Here is a 16,250-nt window from a genome sequence, read left to right on the forward strand (position 1 = left end):
ACTCCATTGATTAACGAGTAAACAAAATTATCTTGGAATCGCAGGTGAAGACGTCATTGCCATTTCACGTTTTTTGCGGTTAGCTTCTTGAATACTCTCATCACTGATGATAAACAGGGTTTTGGTCGGACAGGTTTGAACGCATGCCGGTCCTTGTTCACGGAAATAACACAGGTCACATTTCACCGCAATGGCTTTCACACCCGGCTGCCATGCCAGCATATTGCGCAATTCCGAATTATCCGGCGCGGTGCGAATGTCACGTTTCACCGCATCAGTGAAAGTGAAACTTTCGTAGTATGCAGGCGCATCGATCGGTGCGCTGCCGTGTTGGGTAATCGCGCCGAACGGACAGGCGATACCGCACAGTTTACAACCGATACACAAACTTTCGTTGAGTTGAATGGTGTCGCCTTCGTGTGTAATCGCGTGTACCGGACAAACGGTGGCACATGGCGAATCATCACAGTGGCGGCAGAGGATTGGAACGGTTATATCATCATTACGCATGACTTGTAACCGAGGATAAGATTGTAATCCGAAGGCTTTATGCACTTCGCTACAAGCGGCCATACAGGTGTTGCATCCAATGCAATCTTTCGGATCACCGATAACAAAACGATTCATATTTTCCCCCTATAAAAAAGAGTTAGTCAAATAACCACCCTTTTCATAAGGATACTCTTGCCTAAAAATAAATCACATATAAAAGTTTTTATTCTTTGACAGAGATCATACTTTTTTTCATTTTTATAAAATACAGTAATTACAACAATATAAACGCAGTAAAATAAACTTTATCAAAATGACAAAGGTGTTAATAATATTACCGTTTTGTAAAATTTTACTGCGAACATAAATAAGATTTATTATCAAATTCAAGCAGATATTTCAGACACGGAGTAAAAAAGGAAGGCGACACATGGAAGGCATTGAATTACGCATCAAAGGCAAAGTGCAGGGCGTAGGATTTCGCCCCTTCGTTTGGTTATTGGCGAATCGACACAACCTGCGCGGCGATGTGAATAACGACGGGCAAGGCGTATTAATCCGCCTGCTTGCGCCGACGGAACAACAGCTGCAACACTTTCTGCACGACTTACAAACCCAACTGCCGCCCCTTGCCCTCATCACCGACATTCAACAGCATGAAAAACGCTGGGAAAATCCACCGCACTTTGCAGGCTTTGAAATCCGCGAAAGCGAAAACAACGCCATGGATACCCAAATCGTGCCCGATGCCGCCACCTGCCCCGCCTGCCTGAAGGACTTATTCGACCCAACCAATCGGCGCTATCACTACCCATTCACCAACTGCACCCACTGCGGTCCGCGCTTTACCATTATCAAAGCCATTCCGTACGATCGCAAAAACACTTCCATGGCGAGTTTCCCGCTATGCGCCGATTGTGCCGCCGAATATAAAAACCCTGCCGATCGCCGTTTCCACGCCCAACCCAACGCTTGCTCCGTTTGCGGTCCGCACGTTTGGCTGGCGGACAAGCACGGCAACCTTAGCGATGAAAAAACACCGATAAAAACCACCGTACTTTTATTACAACAGGGCGGGATCATCGCCGTCAAAGGCATCGGCGGCTTCCACCTGGCTTGCGATGCTACCAACGCCAACGCCGTGCAATTACTGCGCGAACGCAAACGCCGCCCGACCAAACCGCTGGCGGTGATGGTGCCGGATTTGTCTTTTTTAACGGAGTTAACGGAAGCGGAAACCACATTGCTGGCAAGCACCGCCGCGCCTATTGTCTTACTGGCAAAACACAAAGTGCCGTCGCCGGCGGAACAGATCGCGCCGAAACTCAACGAAATCGGCGTGATGTTGCCGAGCAACCCGCTGCAACATTTATTATTACGGGAAGCAAACTGCCCGCTGGTGATGACTTCCGCCAACCCAAGCGGACAACCGCCGATTTTGGATAACGAAAGTGCGGTCCAAAATTTAAGTGATTTGGCGGATTATTTCCTTTGCCACAACCGCGACATTTTGCAACGCGCCGACGATTCCCTGGTGCGCGCCGCTTTCGACGGCACGGAAACCTTGCGCCGCGCTCGCGGTTATGTGCCCGACGAAACTCTGCTGGATCAGCACAGCCCGCGCGATGTGCTGGCGCTCGGTTCCGATTTAAAAAACACCTTCTGCCTGTTACGCCAAAATAAAGCCATCGTCAGCCAACACATCGGCGACACCGCCAACGAAAAAGTGCGGTCACAATTGGAAGCAAATATCGCCCTGTTTTGTCAAATCTACCAATTCAAGCCGGAACTTATCGCCATTGACGCCCACGCGGGTTATTTCACCCACGAGGTCGGCAAACGGCTGGCGACGCAATATCAAATTCCTTATGTGCAAGTGCTACACCACCACGCCCACATCGTCAGCGTCATGGCGGAACATCATTGCCACGAACAGGTCATCGGGCTGGCGCTGGACGGCATCGGCATGGGCGAAAACGGGCAGCTTTGGGGCGGCGAATGCCTGCTGGCAGATGAGAAAAGCGCGCGCTATTTGGGCGGCTTACCTGCCGTCGCCTTGCCCGGCGGTGATCTTGCCGCCAAACAGCCTTGGCGCAACTGGCTGGCACATTTACAGCAATTTGTGCCAAATTGGCGGGACATCGTTGCCCAAACCTGCGCCGATAACGACTGGCAACTTCTCGCCACCGCCATCGAACGCCAGCTCAACAGCCCGCCGATTTCTTCCGCCGGACGCTTATTTGACGCCGTGGCTTTCGGCTTAGGCATCACCCCGCCACAACTCAGCTGGGAAGGCGAAGCCGCCTGCCAATTAGAAGTGCTCGCTGAACAATCGGAGCTCGCCCGTTTGCCATTAAACGAAATCAACCTCCCGACCTTAATGCCGTTGAACAGCGAAAATAAATTGGATCTCGCCGTCTTCTGGCAAACCTGGCTCGCCTTCAACGCCTCCGCTGCCGACAAAGCCTTTATCTTCCATTACGCGTTGGCCGAAGGCTTCGCTACCCTCGCCCGCCAACAAGCCGAACGCCACCGTTGCAAAACCGTCGTGTTATCCGGCGGCGTATGGCATAACCGATTACTACGCCGATTGACAAGAGAAAATTTAACGGAATTTAAGGTGTTAAGTGCCCACCAATTCCCCATGGGCGATGGCGGGTTAAGTTTGGGGCAGGCAGTGATTGCAAGTCAATTCAGCGAATCAAAAACAGAATAGTTCGAAATATTACAGTTGTATGCAATACGGTGGCTCACACATGAAGCATTCAAAACATCGTTTATATTCCAATCTTATAAAAGTGAGTATCAAAATCTCTCGGAGAAACAATATGCTATGGAAAGAAATGAATGCTATGGCGCAAAAAATATTATTTATTAACACATGCCTTTCAAAACTTGGGCAAATAAATTTTCCCGTTAGCTTATGCGCTGTATGCTATACAATGAACCTCATCACGAATCAACATCTCACGTCAACGGGCAAGCCGATAGACAACCCTGGTTAGTATGTATGATCGGTAAATCCATTTCCTTTAATCGCCTTAATATTGCTTTCAGCACTGACGAGATCAAGTTAAAAGTTGTTTACACCCGTCACCAATTTATCTTTCAGCTCCATGGCAGTAAAATTGAGCTTGAGTAAGTTTGTTGCAATATGGCAAGCCATGCTTTGATTAGCGTTTCTTTTCACTTTTCCGGTTTAGTATGTTGATGGTTCGATGTTTGAACCCGTTGAATAATGTTACTCATGAAAATTTGTACTTTAATTATGAGTTGGTTGTGGGATCCGATTGGGATATAGATTAAAGTGCGGTTATTTTTCACCGCACTTTAGTTGATTAGCTAAATTTCTTAAATATCGCTTTGGTCGGTTCGCCTTTCTCTTCCCGTTCAACATCTTTTTCCAATTCGGGAAGCACTTCTTCACGATACCATTTCGGGTGGTGTTTTTTCGCCCAGCGGACCGTTACCCAACCTTCTACGATACCGGTGATGGAACCTTTTACCCAGAATGCCATGTACATGTGTACCAAAATACCGGTAAACAGCATAAAAGCACAGGCAGAATGCAGCAAAATGGCAATACGTAGCACCGGAATTGAGAAGTGGTGGGAGAAGTATTGACGCCACATGATGATACCGGAACCCATTAAGGTAAACATGGCAAGGATCAACGTCCAAAACAACATTTTTTGACCCAGGTTATATTTTCCGTTATCGGCAACGGCATGCTCGTTACCTTTCAACACTTCAACAATGCCTTTCATCCAGCGAATGTCGTTTTTCTCCGGAATATTGTGATGCCAATACAGTGAACATAAGAACACGAATGCAATAAACATCAAAATACCGGTGAATGGGTGAATCGCTCGTGCCAATTGCGGCGTGCCAAGGATTTCCGTTAACCAGGCAAAATCGGGGAAGAAGAACGCCACCCCGGTAAACATGGTTAAGAAGAAACTGATCACCAGGAACCAGTGACTGAGACGCGCAGGGATTCGATGGCGAATGATACGAGTATCATTGGTGATTTCAATTTTACCCTTATTCATCTTGAGTACCTCCGCGTTTGTCTTCATCTTCTGATTCTTCATGATGATCTTCCACATCTTCCTCAACATTCGGACCGACGACGAGGTAATGACCGATTTCAGCCAAGGCTAAACCACCCATGGCAACCGCGGCAACCGGTTTCAGAATGTCTTTCCATAAGGTGACTGTCGGGTCGATGTGCGGATCTTTCGGAAGACCGTTATACAATTCCGGTTTGTCGGCATGGTGTAATACATACATGACATGCGTACCGCCAACCCCTTCAGGGTCATAAAGTCCGGCGTTTTCGTAACCACGGGATTTCAAATCGGCAATGCGTTGCTCCGCATACACTTTCATTTCTTCCTTGGAACCGAAACGAATCGCCCCGGTCGGGCAGGTTTTCACGCAAGCCGGTTCTTGACCGACGGAAACGCGATCTACACAAAGGGTGCATTTATAAACGCGGTTATCTTCCGGATTCATGCGCGGAATGTTAAACGGACAGCCGGCGATGCAGTAACCGCAACCGATACATTTATCGGATTGGAAATCCACGATACCGTTGGCGTACTGAATAATCGCCCCCGGCGACGGGCAGGCTTTTAAGCAACCCGGTTCGGTGCAGTGCATACAACCGTCTTTACGAATTAACCATTCTAAACGATCATTTTCTTCCACTTCATTAAAGCGCATGACCGTCCATGCTTTTGCGTTAAGATCCACCGGATTATCATAAATACCGACACACTGTGCATTGACATCGGAGCGAATGTCATTCCACTCCGAACAGCCCACCTGGCAGGCTTTACAACCGATACAGGTGGTGACGTCGATCAGCTTGGCCACTTCGACTTTGTGATCACGTGCTTGTGGTGCCGGGATTAATCCTGAAGTTGCGGAGATCTTAATAACGTCTTGCGTTTGTACATCCATTGCTCTCATATTATGCAGCCTCCGCTATTTTTTCGATATTCACCAAGAAAGTCTTATATTCAGGGGTTTGTGTGACGGATTCGCCCCAAGATGGCGTTAACGTATTGGTTGAGAAACCTCTGTTACCTTTGCCATTTAATGCTTTCATATTCCAGTGAATCGGAATGCCCACATGGTGTACTGTTTTACCATTGACTTCTAACGCTTTCAGACGTTTGGTCACAACGGCAACGGCTTTGATATAACCCCGTTTGGAGCTAATACGTATCATGTCGCCTTTTTGAATACCTTTTTCTTCTGCCAGTTTTTCACCGATTTCCACAAATTGTTGCGGTTGTGCGATGATGTTAATGGCAGATTGCGCCGTCCAGCTGTGGAAGTGCTCGGTTAAACGGTAAGTTGTCGCCACAAACGGATACTCTTTGTTTGAGCCGATAAATTCACGATCTTCTTTGTAAATACGCACCGTCGGATCCGATACCACATTCGGATGAAGCGGATTCGTATCAATCGGGCTTTCAATCGGTTCATAGTGTTCCGGGAACGGTCCGCTATTGATTTTGTCAACAGCAAACAAACGTCCCACCCCTTCGGCAGACATCATAAACGGACCGGTGTCGGAACCCGGCGGTTGTGTACCGTAGTCGGCAATATCAAACCAGTTCCAGTTTTTACCGTTCCATTTGATCAGTTGACGGTGTTTATCCCAAGGATTACCGTTAATATCCAAAGAGGCGCGGCTATAAAGCACCCGACGATTTGCCGGCCATGCAAAGCCCCAACCTAAGGTACAACCTAAACCGGATGGGTCGGAATTGTCGCGATTTTCCGTTTGGTTACCTTTCTCCGTCCACTGACCGACATATAGCCAGTTTCCGGAGGTTGTCGTACCGTCATCACGCAGGTGGGCAAAAGCGTTCAGCAATTGACCTTTTTTATACATCAGATTGCCGTTGGCATCATACAAATCTTCCAGCGCATAACCGTTCAGTTCTTTGGCTAATTCTGTCGGTGATGGAGAATGCGGAATGTCATAGTTCCAGTTCATTGCTTCAAATGACTCAATACCGCGACCGCCTTCTTTCTTGTAAAGCTCATGCATTTCTTCACGAATCATGGAGAAAATATCCGCATCCGGTAAAGCTTCACCCGGTTGGTCACAGGATTTTTGGTGCCATTGCGCCCAACGACCGGAGTTCGCGATGGAACCGTCTTCCTCTGCGAAACAGGTGGTCGGCAAGCGGAAGACTTCCGTTTGAATTTTGGACGAATCCACATCGTTGGATTCGCCGAAGTTTTTCCAGAATTCGGAGCTTTCGGTTTGTAACGGATCCAGCACGATTAAGTATTTCAATTTACTCATACCGGCAACGGTTTTGTTTTTGTTCGGCAATGAGTTTAATACGTTGAAACCTTGTAAAATCCAACCGTGCATTTCGCCGTCGTGCATCATTTTCACATGAGTAATCGGGTCATATACGCGATCCACTTTTGGCAGATAATCAAAGCCCCAGCCGTTTTCTTTGGTCGCTTTATCGCCATAGAAGGTTTTCATCATACTGATGAAGAATTTCGGCGTATTGCGATAGTAGTTAATTTGATTCGGCACGATGTCTTTCGGCGTAATCGCATTAATAAACTGATCGAATGAACTTTCTTTTTCTGTCGGTAAACGCATATAGCCCGGCAACATGGTCGGTAATAAGCCCATATCGGTAGTACCCTGTACGTTAGAGTGACCGCGCAAGGCGTTAATTCCGCCGCCCGGCATACCGATATTGCCTAATAACAATTGGATCATTGCCATGGAGCGAATATTTTGCGTACCGATTGTATGTTCGGTAAAGCCTAACGCATACAAATGCGTCATGGTTTTATTCGGCGCGGAAGTCTCACCGATTTCCTTACAAATTTGTAAGAACAGTTTTTGTTTTACACCGGTAATATTTTCAACCACTTCAGGCGTATAACGGGCAACATGTTCTTTCAAAACATTAATTACACAACGCGGATCCTGTAATGTCATATCCCGTTTCGGATGACCGTTTTCATCAAATTGGTAGTTCCAAGTGGATTTGTCGTAACTGTGTTTTTCCTCATCAAAACCTGAGAATAAACCGTCTTCAAATTTGTAACCTTCGTTTACCAAATAAGCGGCGTTAGTGTAATGTTTTACATATTCATGTTGAATCTGATTGGTTTCCAGCAAATAACGAATTACCCCCATTAAGAATGCAATATCGGAGCCGGAACGAATTGGTGCGTGTAAGTCGGCAACCGAAGCCGTACGGTTGAAGCGTGGATCCACAACGATGATTTTCGCACCGTTTTTCTTCGCTTCAATTGCCCAACGGAAGCCGACAGGGTGGGCTTCGGCAGGGTTACCGCCTTGAACAAGAATAAGATTGGCGTTTTTGATATCAACCCAGTTATTTGTCATGGCACCGCGACCAAATGATGGAGCAAGACTTGCTACCGTTGGTCCGTGTCAAGTGTTCGCTTGGTTACATACCGGCAGCATCCCCAACATTCGAATCCACTTATGGGTTAGCAGCGCGGCCTCATTACTGATTGCCGATGCCGTCATCATCCCCGTACTGGTCCAGCGGTTGACGATATTGCCCGCTTCATTTTTCTCGACAAAATTGGCGTCGCGGTCATCTTTCATCAGGCGGGCAATGCGTTTAATCGCATCATGCCAGGAAAGGCGTTCCCATTTGTCGGAACCCGGTGCACGATATTGCGGATATAAGGCGCGGCTTTCACTATTAACAAAGTCTAACGCACCGGCACCTTTAGGGCACAATGCGCCACGGCTGATCGGATGATCCGGGTCGCCTTCAATATGGAATAATTTAGAACGGGTATTGGTACTCGTATGACTACTTAATGTATTGGATGGTGTTCCTGTGCTGTACATCAACATACCGCAGCTTACGGCGCAGTAAGTACAGGTTTGGCGTGATTCTTTGGCACGCAATAATTTATATTCGCGTGGTGCCGCCAAGGCCGTTGATGGCGCAAAGCCTAACATCGCAATGGATGTTCCCGCCATTCCTCCGGCACAGACCTTAAAGAATTTTCTTCTACTGATCTGCATAAATACTCCCCACATCGACAAAGAATGTTTTGTCGACCTCTTTTTTGATAGTTATAAATTCGTATCTGAGTAGATAATTTACGATCGGTTTTGTTAAAATCACATGATATTTAAGCAAAATCGAAGCTAAATAAATGATGTGATATGTTAAATATCTGTTATACATTTGTTAGCGGTGGGTAGAATACCTATTTTTTCTACGGAAATCTATAAGTAATAATAGTTATAATGGGATAAAATTTTGAACTGGATCACAAAAAAAGTAATTTTTTTTATCAAAAAATTAACAAATGAGAAACAAAATCAAAACACAATCATCATCTCCGAGAAACAAGAAACCCTCGCAAAAGAGGTGCCTGTGGCGCTGGTTTATAATGATATTTCCCATACGGTAATGATGTGTTCGCCCCGTGATTTAGAGGATTTCGCTATGGGATTTTCGCTATCGGAAGGCATTATTGAAAAACCGAGTGATATTTATAGTATTGATATTGAAGAAGTTTGTAACGGCATTGAAGCCAGAGTCGAATTAGCCACCCGCTGTTTTGTGGCACTGAAAGATCATCGTCGCACCTTAACCGGGCGAACCGGTTGCGGCATTTGTGGCGCAGAGCAGTTACAGCAGGTTTATAAAAACGTTGCCAAGTTAGACCGCACTTTAACCTTCGATGTAGCGCAACTGGAAGATTGTTTGGAACAATTGCAGAAATCGCAGGAATTGGGTAAACAAACCGGTTCTACACATGCCGCCGGTTTCTTTTCTTTAGACGGTAAATTACTTGCCATTCGGGAAGATGTAGGGCGTCATGTGGCGTTGGATAAATTACTCGGTTGGCACGCTAAAGCGGGCAAACCGCAAGGTTTCATCGTCGTTACCAGCCGCGCCGGCTATGAGATGGTTCAAAAAACCGTGTCCGCCGGCGTGGAAATGTTGGTGGCGATTTCGGCATCAACGGATTTGGCGGTGCAAATGGCGGAACAATATAACTTAACCCTGATAGGCTTTGCCAGAGCGGGGCGCGCTACGGTTTACAGCGGTAGAGCGCGGTTACGGATTTGTGATTAATGCTGCCTTGGACTAAAATAATGCCATGTATTTACGGCACTTTTTCTTATGAATAAACATAAACGCCCCACCTTACAAGATATTGCCGATTATCTCGGTATCACGAAAATGACCATCAGCCGCTATTTGCGTAACCCCGATTCCGTGGCGAACGGCACACAGGCGCGCATTGCTGAAGCCATTGAACGTTTCGGCTATATTCCCAATCGCGCGCCGGACATTTTGTCCAATGCCAAGAGTCGGGCGATCGGCGTATTGGTGCCGTCACTGACCAACCAGGTGTTCGCCGATGTGATCCGCGGCATTGAACAGGTTACCGATAAAGCGGGCTATCAAACCATGTTGGCACACTACGGCTACAGCGAAGAAAAAGAAGAGCAGCGCATTGAAAGCCTGCTTTCCTATAACGTAGACGGCATTATTTTGTCGGAAAGTCATCATTCCGAAAGAACCAAAAAAATGCTGAAAATAGCGAATATTCCAGTGATTGAAATTATGGATACGACCGAAGTGGGCATTCAGCAAGTCGTCGGCTTTGATAATATTGCGGCGGCACAGGCCATGGTGGAAACCATGATTAATCGCGGACATCGCAATGTGGCATATTTTGCTGCCCGTCAGGACAAACGCACCCGATTACGTCAACAGGGCTATGAAAATGCCATGACAAAGCATCAATTAACGCCACAGGTGATCGCCACCAAAGCGCATTCTTCTTTTACCTTGGGCGGAGAATTGTTACATCAGGCGCTCGCCAAATTTCCACCGTTGGACGGCATTTTTTGCACCAATGATGACATCGCCATCGGCGCGATTTTCGAATGCCGGCGTTTAGGTATTAAGGTTCCTGCACAAATCGCCGTGGCAGGCTTTCACGGACACGACGTGGGGCAATCCATCACGCCGCAACTTGCCACGGTCATCACGCCGCGTCTGGAAATCGGGCGAATTGCCGCGCAGGAATTACTGGCGCGCATTAACGACATCCCGGCGCAAAGTGCGATTATTAACTTGGGTTATCAGATTCATTTGGGCGAAAGCATTTAAAAGTGCGGTAATTTTTTCAAGCGTTTTTCAATCGCAAAAACACTTAGAAAAACAACCGCACTTTTTGCCTTAGGAAAGATAAGGTTTCAGTGCCTGAACGCAACGCGCTACAACCTCTTCAAAAGAGGCGTCAATATCGATGGCGATCACATCCGGTTCATCCGCCCCCGGCACTTCCAGCGTATCAAACTGACTTTTCAACATGGATTCTTTCATATAATGCCCTTTGCGTTGGCGCATACGTTCCAGAATCACATCATAAGATCCTTGTAAAAAGAGGAACTTCACATTGCGGTTGCCGTGACGGATTTGGTCACGGTATTTCTTCTTGAGGGCGGAACAAACGATAATGCCCATCTCGCTTTTTTGCTCCAGGCTAAATGCCGCATCGCGGATACGCTCCAACCAAGGCGCCCGATCTTCATCATTGAGCGGATGTCCTTCGCCCATTTTTATGATATTGGCGCGCGGGTGCAGATCATCGCCATCAATCAGTTTTATCTCCAAACGACGTGCTACTTCCGTCCCCACTGATGTTTTTCCTGTACTGGAAACTCCCATTAAAATAATGCTTTTGCCTGTTGCCATTGTGATTTCCTTTTTCGTGAAATTCTGAATCAGCTTAGCTTAACGTAAAAATGTTATCGGTAACAATATTTATATGATAAAAAATGCCATTCATTGCTGAATATGTCGCATAAATATAATTTTTTGTGATTGTGATCACATTTTTAAATGCTGTTTATTTACCAAAAGTCGGCAAAAAGGTATGTTACCGATAACATTATCAACATAAGGAATTATTATGTTAATTTTTATTATGATCGCAGCAGTGCTTTTACTTCTGCTATTAATTATCAAATTTAAAATGCATGCCTTTGTGGCGTTAATTTTAGTCAGTTTATTGACCGCACTTGCCGCAGGAATTGCCGTGGATAAAATCCTGCCGACCATGTTAACCGGCTTCGGTAACACCTTGGCGTCCGTGGCGTTATTAGTCGGTTTGGGTACCATGATCGGGCGTTTATTGGAAGTCACCGGCGGGGCAAAAGTGCTTGCGGATACGTTGATTAATAAATTCGGCGAAAAGAAAGCGCCTTTTGCGCTGGGGATTGCCGCGTTGCTGTTCGGCTTCCCGATTTTCTTTGATGCCGGTCTGGTGGTCATGTTGCCTATCGTCTTTAGTGTCGCAAAACGTTTCGGTGGTTCCGTCTTGCGTTATGCCTTCCCAGTTGCCGGTGCTTTTGCGGTCATGCACGCGTTTTTACCGCCGCATCCGGGTCCGGTGGCTTCCGGTGATTTACTCGGCGTGAATATGGGCTTGATGGTGATTGTTGGCTTAATTTGCGCGATCCCGACCTGGTACATCGGTACTTATTTGTTCAGTATGTACATCAGTAAAAAATTTTTTGTGGAACTGCCGAAAACCTTTTTGAACACCGCCGCCATCAGCGAAACCTCCGTGCAAAATCCACCGGCGTTTGGGCGCGTTCTGTTTATTTTGGTTTTACCGATTTTCCTTATTTTGTTTGATACCGGGTTAAATACCCTCAGCGTGGCAAAAGTGATTGACGGTTCTTCCTTGTGGGTCGAAAGCCTGCGCCTCATCGGCAAAACCCCGATCGCGTTATTAATCACATTATTAATTGCCATTGCCTTATTGCGCGGAGAACGCAGTTATGAACAAATCGAAAGCCTTTGTAACAGTGCGCTGGGACCGATTTGCTCCATTATTTTAGTGACCGGTGCGGGCGGTATGTTCGGTGGCGTATTGCGCGCCAGCGGCATCGGCGATGAGTTATCCGCCATGTTGTCAAATACCGGTATGCCGATCATCATCGCCGCCTTTATTATTTCTATGGCATTGCGTGTGGCACAAGGTTCGGCAACGGTAGCCCTGACTACTGCAGCCGCATTAATCGCCCCGACCGTTGCCGCCGCAACCGATCTCAGCCAATTGGATTTATGTTTTATCGTGATTGCCATTGCCTCCGGCGCCACCGTATTCTCCCATGTGAACGACAGCGGTTTCTGGTTAATAAGCCGTTTCTTGGAAATGGACACCAAAACCACGTTAAAAACCTGGACCATGTTGGAAACCTCCATCGGTTTTGTCGGTTTTATTATCGCTTTAATCGGTAGCATTATTTTCTAACATCATCCATTATCCATTTATTTAAAGCGCATCATGATGGTGCGCTTTTCCATATAAAAAACCATCGTGAAAAACCACCGCACTTTTCCCCGTCCTTTTCTTTCATTGTATTTTGAATAGAAATTGCTATAATTTAGCCTGTACAAAAAAACAGTATTTATGTGTGATAAGGTATGGATTTTGCAGAATTATTAGACGGGCTGAACGATAAACAACGGGAGGCGGTGAGTGCGCCCTTGGGGAATTATTTGGTGCTGGCGGGGGCGGGGAGCGGTAAGACCCGTGTACTGACACATCGCATTGCGTGGTTGATCGGTGTTGAAGGTATTTCCGAAGGCAGTATTATGGCGGTGACCTTTACCAACAAAGCCGCCGCAGAAATGCGTCATCGTATTGAATCCGTGTTATCTGATGGCAATCAACGCCTGTTTGGTATGTGGGTCGGCACCTTTCATAGCACTGCCCATCGATTGCTACGCGCCCATCACCTTGATGCGGATCTGCCGCAAGATTTCCAGATTTTGGATTCGGAAGATCAGTTGCGTTTAATCAAACGCTTAATGAAACTGCACAATTTCGACGAAAAAAGTTTTCCACCGAAACAAGCCTGTTGGTACATCAATAATAAGAAAGATGAAGGGCTGCGTCCGAATCACATTGACGATCACAACGATCGTCAGGAACGTGAATGGATCAAAATTTATCAAATTTATCAGGATGCCTGCGATCGTGCAGGGTTGGTGGATTTTGCCGAAATTTTATTACGTTCTTACGAACTGTTTTTACACAAACCGCTGATTTTGCAACGTTATCAACAACGTTTTCAGCATATTTTGGTGGATGAGTTCCAAGATACCAACAAAATTCAATATGAATGGATTCGCTTGCTGGCGGGCAAAACCGGCAAAGTGATGATTGTGGGCGATGACGACCAGTCTATTTACGGCTGGCGCGGTGCAAAAATTGAAAATATTCAGTTATTTTTAAAAGATTTTGCCAACGCACAAACTATTCGTCTGGAACAAAATTACCGTTCCACCATGAACATTTTGCAAGCTGCCAATGAATTGATCGCCAACAACAGCAATCGTTTGGGGAAAAATTTGTGGTCGGAAGGCAATCAGGGCGAACCGGTGGGCATTTACGCCGCCTTCAATGAATTGGATGAAGCATTGTTTGTGGCTTCACAAATCAAGACTTGGATTGAAGACGGCGGTAAATTAAACGATTGTGCCATTTTATACCGTAGTAACAGCCAGTCACGAGTGATTGAAGAAGCGCTGATTCGTTCGCAAATTCCGTATCGCATTTATGGTGGGATGCGCTTCTTTGAACGGCAGGAAATTAAAGATGCCTTGGCTTATTTACGGTTAATCGCCAATCGACAGGACGATGCTGCCTTTGAGCGGGTCATTAATACGCCACCGCGCGGCATTGGCGATCGCACGTTGGATACCTTGCGCAATCTTACCCGTGAACATCAAATCACCTTATGGCAAGCCACCAATCTGGCGCTTCAGGAAAACAAACTCGCCGGGCGCGCCGCTACGGCATTGTTACGCTTTATGGAGTTAATTAATTCTTTGCAGCGGGACACGGAAGAAATGCCGTTGTTTGCGCAAACGGATTTTGTGATTAAGCATTCCGGGTTGTATCAAATGTACAAACAGGAAAAGGGCGAAAAAGGGGAGGTGCGTATTGAAAACCTGGAAGAATTGGTGTCTGCCGCCCGTGAATTTATCAAACCTGAAGACGCGGAAGATATGACGGATCTGACGGCATTTTTAACTCACGCTTCATTGGAGGCGGGCGAGGAGCAGGCTGCGCCACATCAGGCTTGCGTCGAAATGATGACGCTGCATTCGGTAAAAGGCTTGGAGTTTCCGCGTGTTTTCATGATTGGCGTGGAAGAAGGATTATTCCCGAGTTTCCGTTCTTTTGAAGAAGCGGGGCGTCTGGAAGAAGAGCGCCGTTTGGCATACGTCGGGATTACCCGCGCCAAGCAGAAACTCACCATTTCTTATGCGGAAAGCCGCCGTTTATATGGCAAGGAAGAACGTCATTTGCCTTCCCGTTTTATCACCGAATTACCCCAGCAATGTTTGCAGGAAATCCGTTTACGCGGTACCGTTACCCGTGCGTTAAATCAAGCGAAAATCGGAAGTGTTGCGCCGGTTGTGGGGGGAAGCGAATGGAAAATGGGGCAGAAAGTGAAACACGAAAAATTCGGTTTCGGTACGGTGATCAATGTGGAAGGTGCAGACAACAATTTACGCCTGCAAATTGCTTTCCAGAATCAGGGCATTAAATGGTTGATTGCCCATTTGGCGAAGTTGGAGAAAGTATAATTTTTGCTTTGTTGTCGATGAGAAAAAAGTGCGGTCATAAAAAACAATGTTTTTTAACGTTAGCTTTGACAACGGCCTCAAAGGGGTGAATAAATTATCTCAGTGATTTATGAATAATTTTACGGGCACTTTTTAGGGTATCTGTATTTGCTCGGTTGTCCGCCAAAAGGTTGCAAATCTGGGTTTACCTTTATTGGTTAAACCGCGATATTTATACGTAATGACGGCGCCGATCGGGGGCGGGTTAATGCGATCATCCAACTTGAAACCCGAACCGATTTTGAATTGCCCTCGATGGTTTTCGCAAGTGAGCGATCCCATCACACTTTCAAACTGCCCTTTGCCTTTGTGGTGGGCGACAACGGTGCATTCTTCGTCAAGTGCGGTCTTTAATTTGAGTATTTGCGAACTGCGTTTTCTTTCGTAGGGCGCATTAGGATTGCGAATGACAATGCCTTCGCCTTTGAGCTGTTCCACCTGCTGCAAAAATTGCTGAATATGTTGTGGGCTCTCAATAGGAATCTGTTCAATAATTTCAATATAGTCGCTTGGGTTTTGCGCCAAATAGGTTTTTAATTGTGCCAAGCGGGCAAATAAGTCTCCTTCAGCGTCAGGCACATCAAAGACATACAGCTTTAATTTATTCCAGCCTTTGTCCTGATAAGCGCGAACAATAGAAGAAATGTCGGCAAATTGATCACGTTGACTAAATAATTCGCCATCAATGGCAAAAGGCGGGAATTTTTCCAGAAAGTAAGTAGGCGGACTCAGTTGCACGCCACCGCGGGTAAACATTTGTTTGCCGTCCCAGTAACCGCGTACACCATCTAATTTTTCGCTCATGACCCATCCTGTCACATTTTGATTCTTGTAGCTTTCTAACAGCATTAAATCCGGTTTTTCTGCGTAACAAAAAAGGCTGAAAAAGTAGAGGGTGAGAAGCAGTTTAAAATGACGCATACGAGTTCCTTTAAATAAAAAAGGAGCATAGGTAAAGGCGCGCTATAGATAAACAATGCCTGTGAATTTTTGCGACGGCGATCCCAAATCAAAAATGAAAACACGAAAAAATGC

General features: G+C 46.4%; 11 protein-coding genes. 5 read left to right on the forward strand and 6 right to left on the reverse strand.

Features of this window, described 5'->3' with window-relative positions:
* Positions 1 to 27: 27 nt before the first annotated feature.
* Positions 28 to 627 (reverse strand): 4Fe-4S dicluster domain-containing protein, encoded by a 600-nt coding sequence (locus DK423_RS07290; protein WP_005556288.1) that lies wholly within the window; start codon positions 625 to 627, stop codon positions 28 to 30.
* Between the two features lie 295 nt (positions 628 to 922).
* Here DK423_RS07290 and hypF point away from each other — a divergent pair, with 295 nt between their 5' ends.
* Positions 923 to 3,208 (forward strand): carbamoyltransferase HypF, encoded by a 2,286-nt coding sequence (gene hypF, locus DK423_RS07295; protein ID WP_005556289.1) that lies wholly within the window; start codon positions 923 to 925, stop codon positions 3,206 to 3,208.
* A 622-nt stretch (positions 3,209 to 3,830) separates the two neighbouring features.
* Here hypF and DK423_RS07300 read toward each other — a convergent pair.
* Genes DK423_RS07300 through fdnG form a run of 3 tightly spaced genes read right to left on the reverse strand, consistent with a single transcriptional unit; the run spans position 3,831 to position 8,560 of the window.
* Positions 3,831 to 4,544 carry a formate dehydrogenase subunit gamma gene (locus tag DK423_RS07300; RefSeq protein ID WP_005556293.1) on the reverse strand — a complete coding sequence of 238 codons (714 nt, stop codon included), beginning with the start codon at positions 4,542 to 4,544 and terminating at the stop codon, positions 3,831 to 3,833.
* Complete coding sequence (fdxH, locus tag DK423_RS07305) at positions 4,537 to 5,469, reverse strand: formate dehydrogenase subunit beta (RefSeq protein WP_032996557.1); 933 nt, start codon at positions 5,467 to 5,469, stop codon at positions 4,537 to 4,539. Before fdxH ends, DK423_RS07300 begins: the two co-directional genes overlap by 8 nt.
* Before the next feature lies 1 nt (position 5,470).
* Positions 5,471 to 8,560: a formate dehydrogenase-N subunit alpha gene (gene fdnG, locus DK423_RS07310; protein ID WP_142951037.1), complete on the reverse strand. Its 3,090-nt coding sequence runs from the start codon at positions 8,558 to 8,560 to the stop codon at positions 5,471 to 5,473.
* A 241-nt stretch (positions 8,561 to 8,801) separates the two neighbouring features.
* Here fdnG and fdhD point away from each other — a divergent pair, with 241 nt between their 5' ends.
* Positions 8,802 to 9,626, forward strand: coding sequence for a formate dehydrogenase accessory sulfurtransferase FdhD (fdhD, locus tag DK423_RS07325; RefSeq protein WP_109043934.1), 825 nt, complete (start codon positions 8,802 to 8,804; stop codon positions 9,624 to 9,626).
* A 48-nt stretch (positions 9,627 to 9,674) separates the two neighbouring features.
* On the forward strand, positions 9,675 to 10,673 hold the full coding sequence (gene gntR / locus DK423_RS07330; RefSeq protein WP_005556303.1) for a gluconate operon transcriptional repressor GntR: 999 nt from the start codon (positions 9,675 to 9,677) through the stop codon (positions 10,671 to 10,673).
* Positions 10,674 to 10,742: 69 nt separating this feature from the next.
* Here gntR and DK423_RS07335 read toward each other — a convergent pair whose 3' ends face one another.
* A complete protein-coding gene (locus tag DK423_RS07335) occupies positions 10,743 to 11,261 on the reverse strand; it encodes a gluconokinase (protein WP_005556305.1) in 519 nt (172 codons plus the stop codon).
* Between the two features lie 217 nt (positions 11,262 to 11,478).
* Here DK423_RS07335 and DK423_RS07340 point away from each other — a divergent pair, with 217 nt between their 5' ends.
* Together DK423_RS07340 and uvrD are read left to right on the forward strand one after the other, a co-directional pair.
* The gene (locus DK423_RS07340) at positions 11,479 to 12,828 is read left to right on the forward strand and encodes a GntP family permease (protein WP_005556307.1); all 1,350 of its coding nucleotides are present in this window, start codon (positions 11,479 to 11,481) and stop codon (positions 12,826 to 12,828) included.
* Positions 12,829 to 13,001: 173 nt separating this feature from the next.
* Complete coding sequence (gene uvrD / locus DK423_RS07345) at positions 13,002 to 15,176, forward strand: DNA helicase II (protein WP_005556309.1); 2,175 nt, start codon at positions 13,002 to 13,004, stop codon at positions 15,174 to 15,176.
* A gap of 132 nt (positions 15,177 to 15,308) precedes the next feature.
* On the opposite strand, the gene DK423_RS07350 is transcribed toward uvrD, so the two are convergent.
* Positions 15,309 to 16,136, reverse strand: coding sequence for a DNA ligase (locus DK423_RS07350; RefSeq protein WP_005556311.1), 828 nt, complete (start codon positions 16,134 to 16,136; stop codon positions 15,309 to 15,311).
* Positions 16,137 to 16,250 lie beyond the last annotated feature (114 nt).

The sequence above is a fragment of the Aggregatibacter actinomycetemcomitans genome (assembly GCF_003130205.1).
GTDB classification, from domain to species: domain Bacteria; phylum Pseudomonadota; class Gammaproteobacteria; order Enterobacterales; family Pasteurellaceae; genus Aggregatibacter; species Aggregatibacter actinomycetemcomitans_A.

Excerpts from the sequence above, each read along its gene's own strand:
- DK423_RS07290 (WP_005556288.1), bottom strand. The coding sequence starts at position 627 with ATGAATCGTTTTGTTATCGGTGATCCGAAAGATTGCATTGGATGCAAC.
- hypF (WP_005556289.1), top strand. The coding sequence starts at position 923 with ATGGAAGGCATTGAATTACGCATCAAAGGCAAAGTGCAGGGCGTAGGA.
- DK423_RS07300 (WP_005556293.1), bottom strand. The coding sequence starts at position 4,544 with ATGAATAAGGGTAAAATTGAAATCACCAATGATACTCGTATCATTCGC.
- fdxH (WP_032996557.1), bottom strand. The coding sequence starts at position 5,469 with ATGAGAGCAATGGATGTACAAACGCAAGACGTTATTAAGATCTCCGCA.
- gntR (WP_005556303.1), top strand. The coding sequence starts at position 9,675 with ATGAATAAACATAAACGCCCCACCTTACAAGATATTGCCGATTATCTC.
- DK423_RS07335 (WP_005556305.1), bottom strand. The coding sequence starts at position 11,261 with ATGGCAACAGGCAAAAGCATTATTTTAATGGGAGTTTCCAGTACAGGA.
- DK423_RS07340 (WP_005556307.1), top strand. The coding sequence starts at position 11,479 with ATGTTAATTTTTATTATGATCGCAGCAGTGCTTTTACTTCTGCTATTA.
- uvrD (WP_005556309.1), top strand. The coding sequence starts at position 13,002 with ATGGATTTTGCAGAATTATTAGACGGGCTGAACGATAAACAACGGGAG.
- DK423_RS07350 (WP_005556311.1), bottom strand. The coding sequence starts at position 16,136 with ATGCGTCATTTTAAACTGCTTCTCACCCTCTACTTTTTCAGCCTTTTT.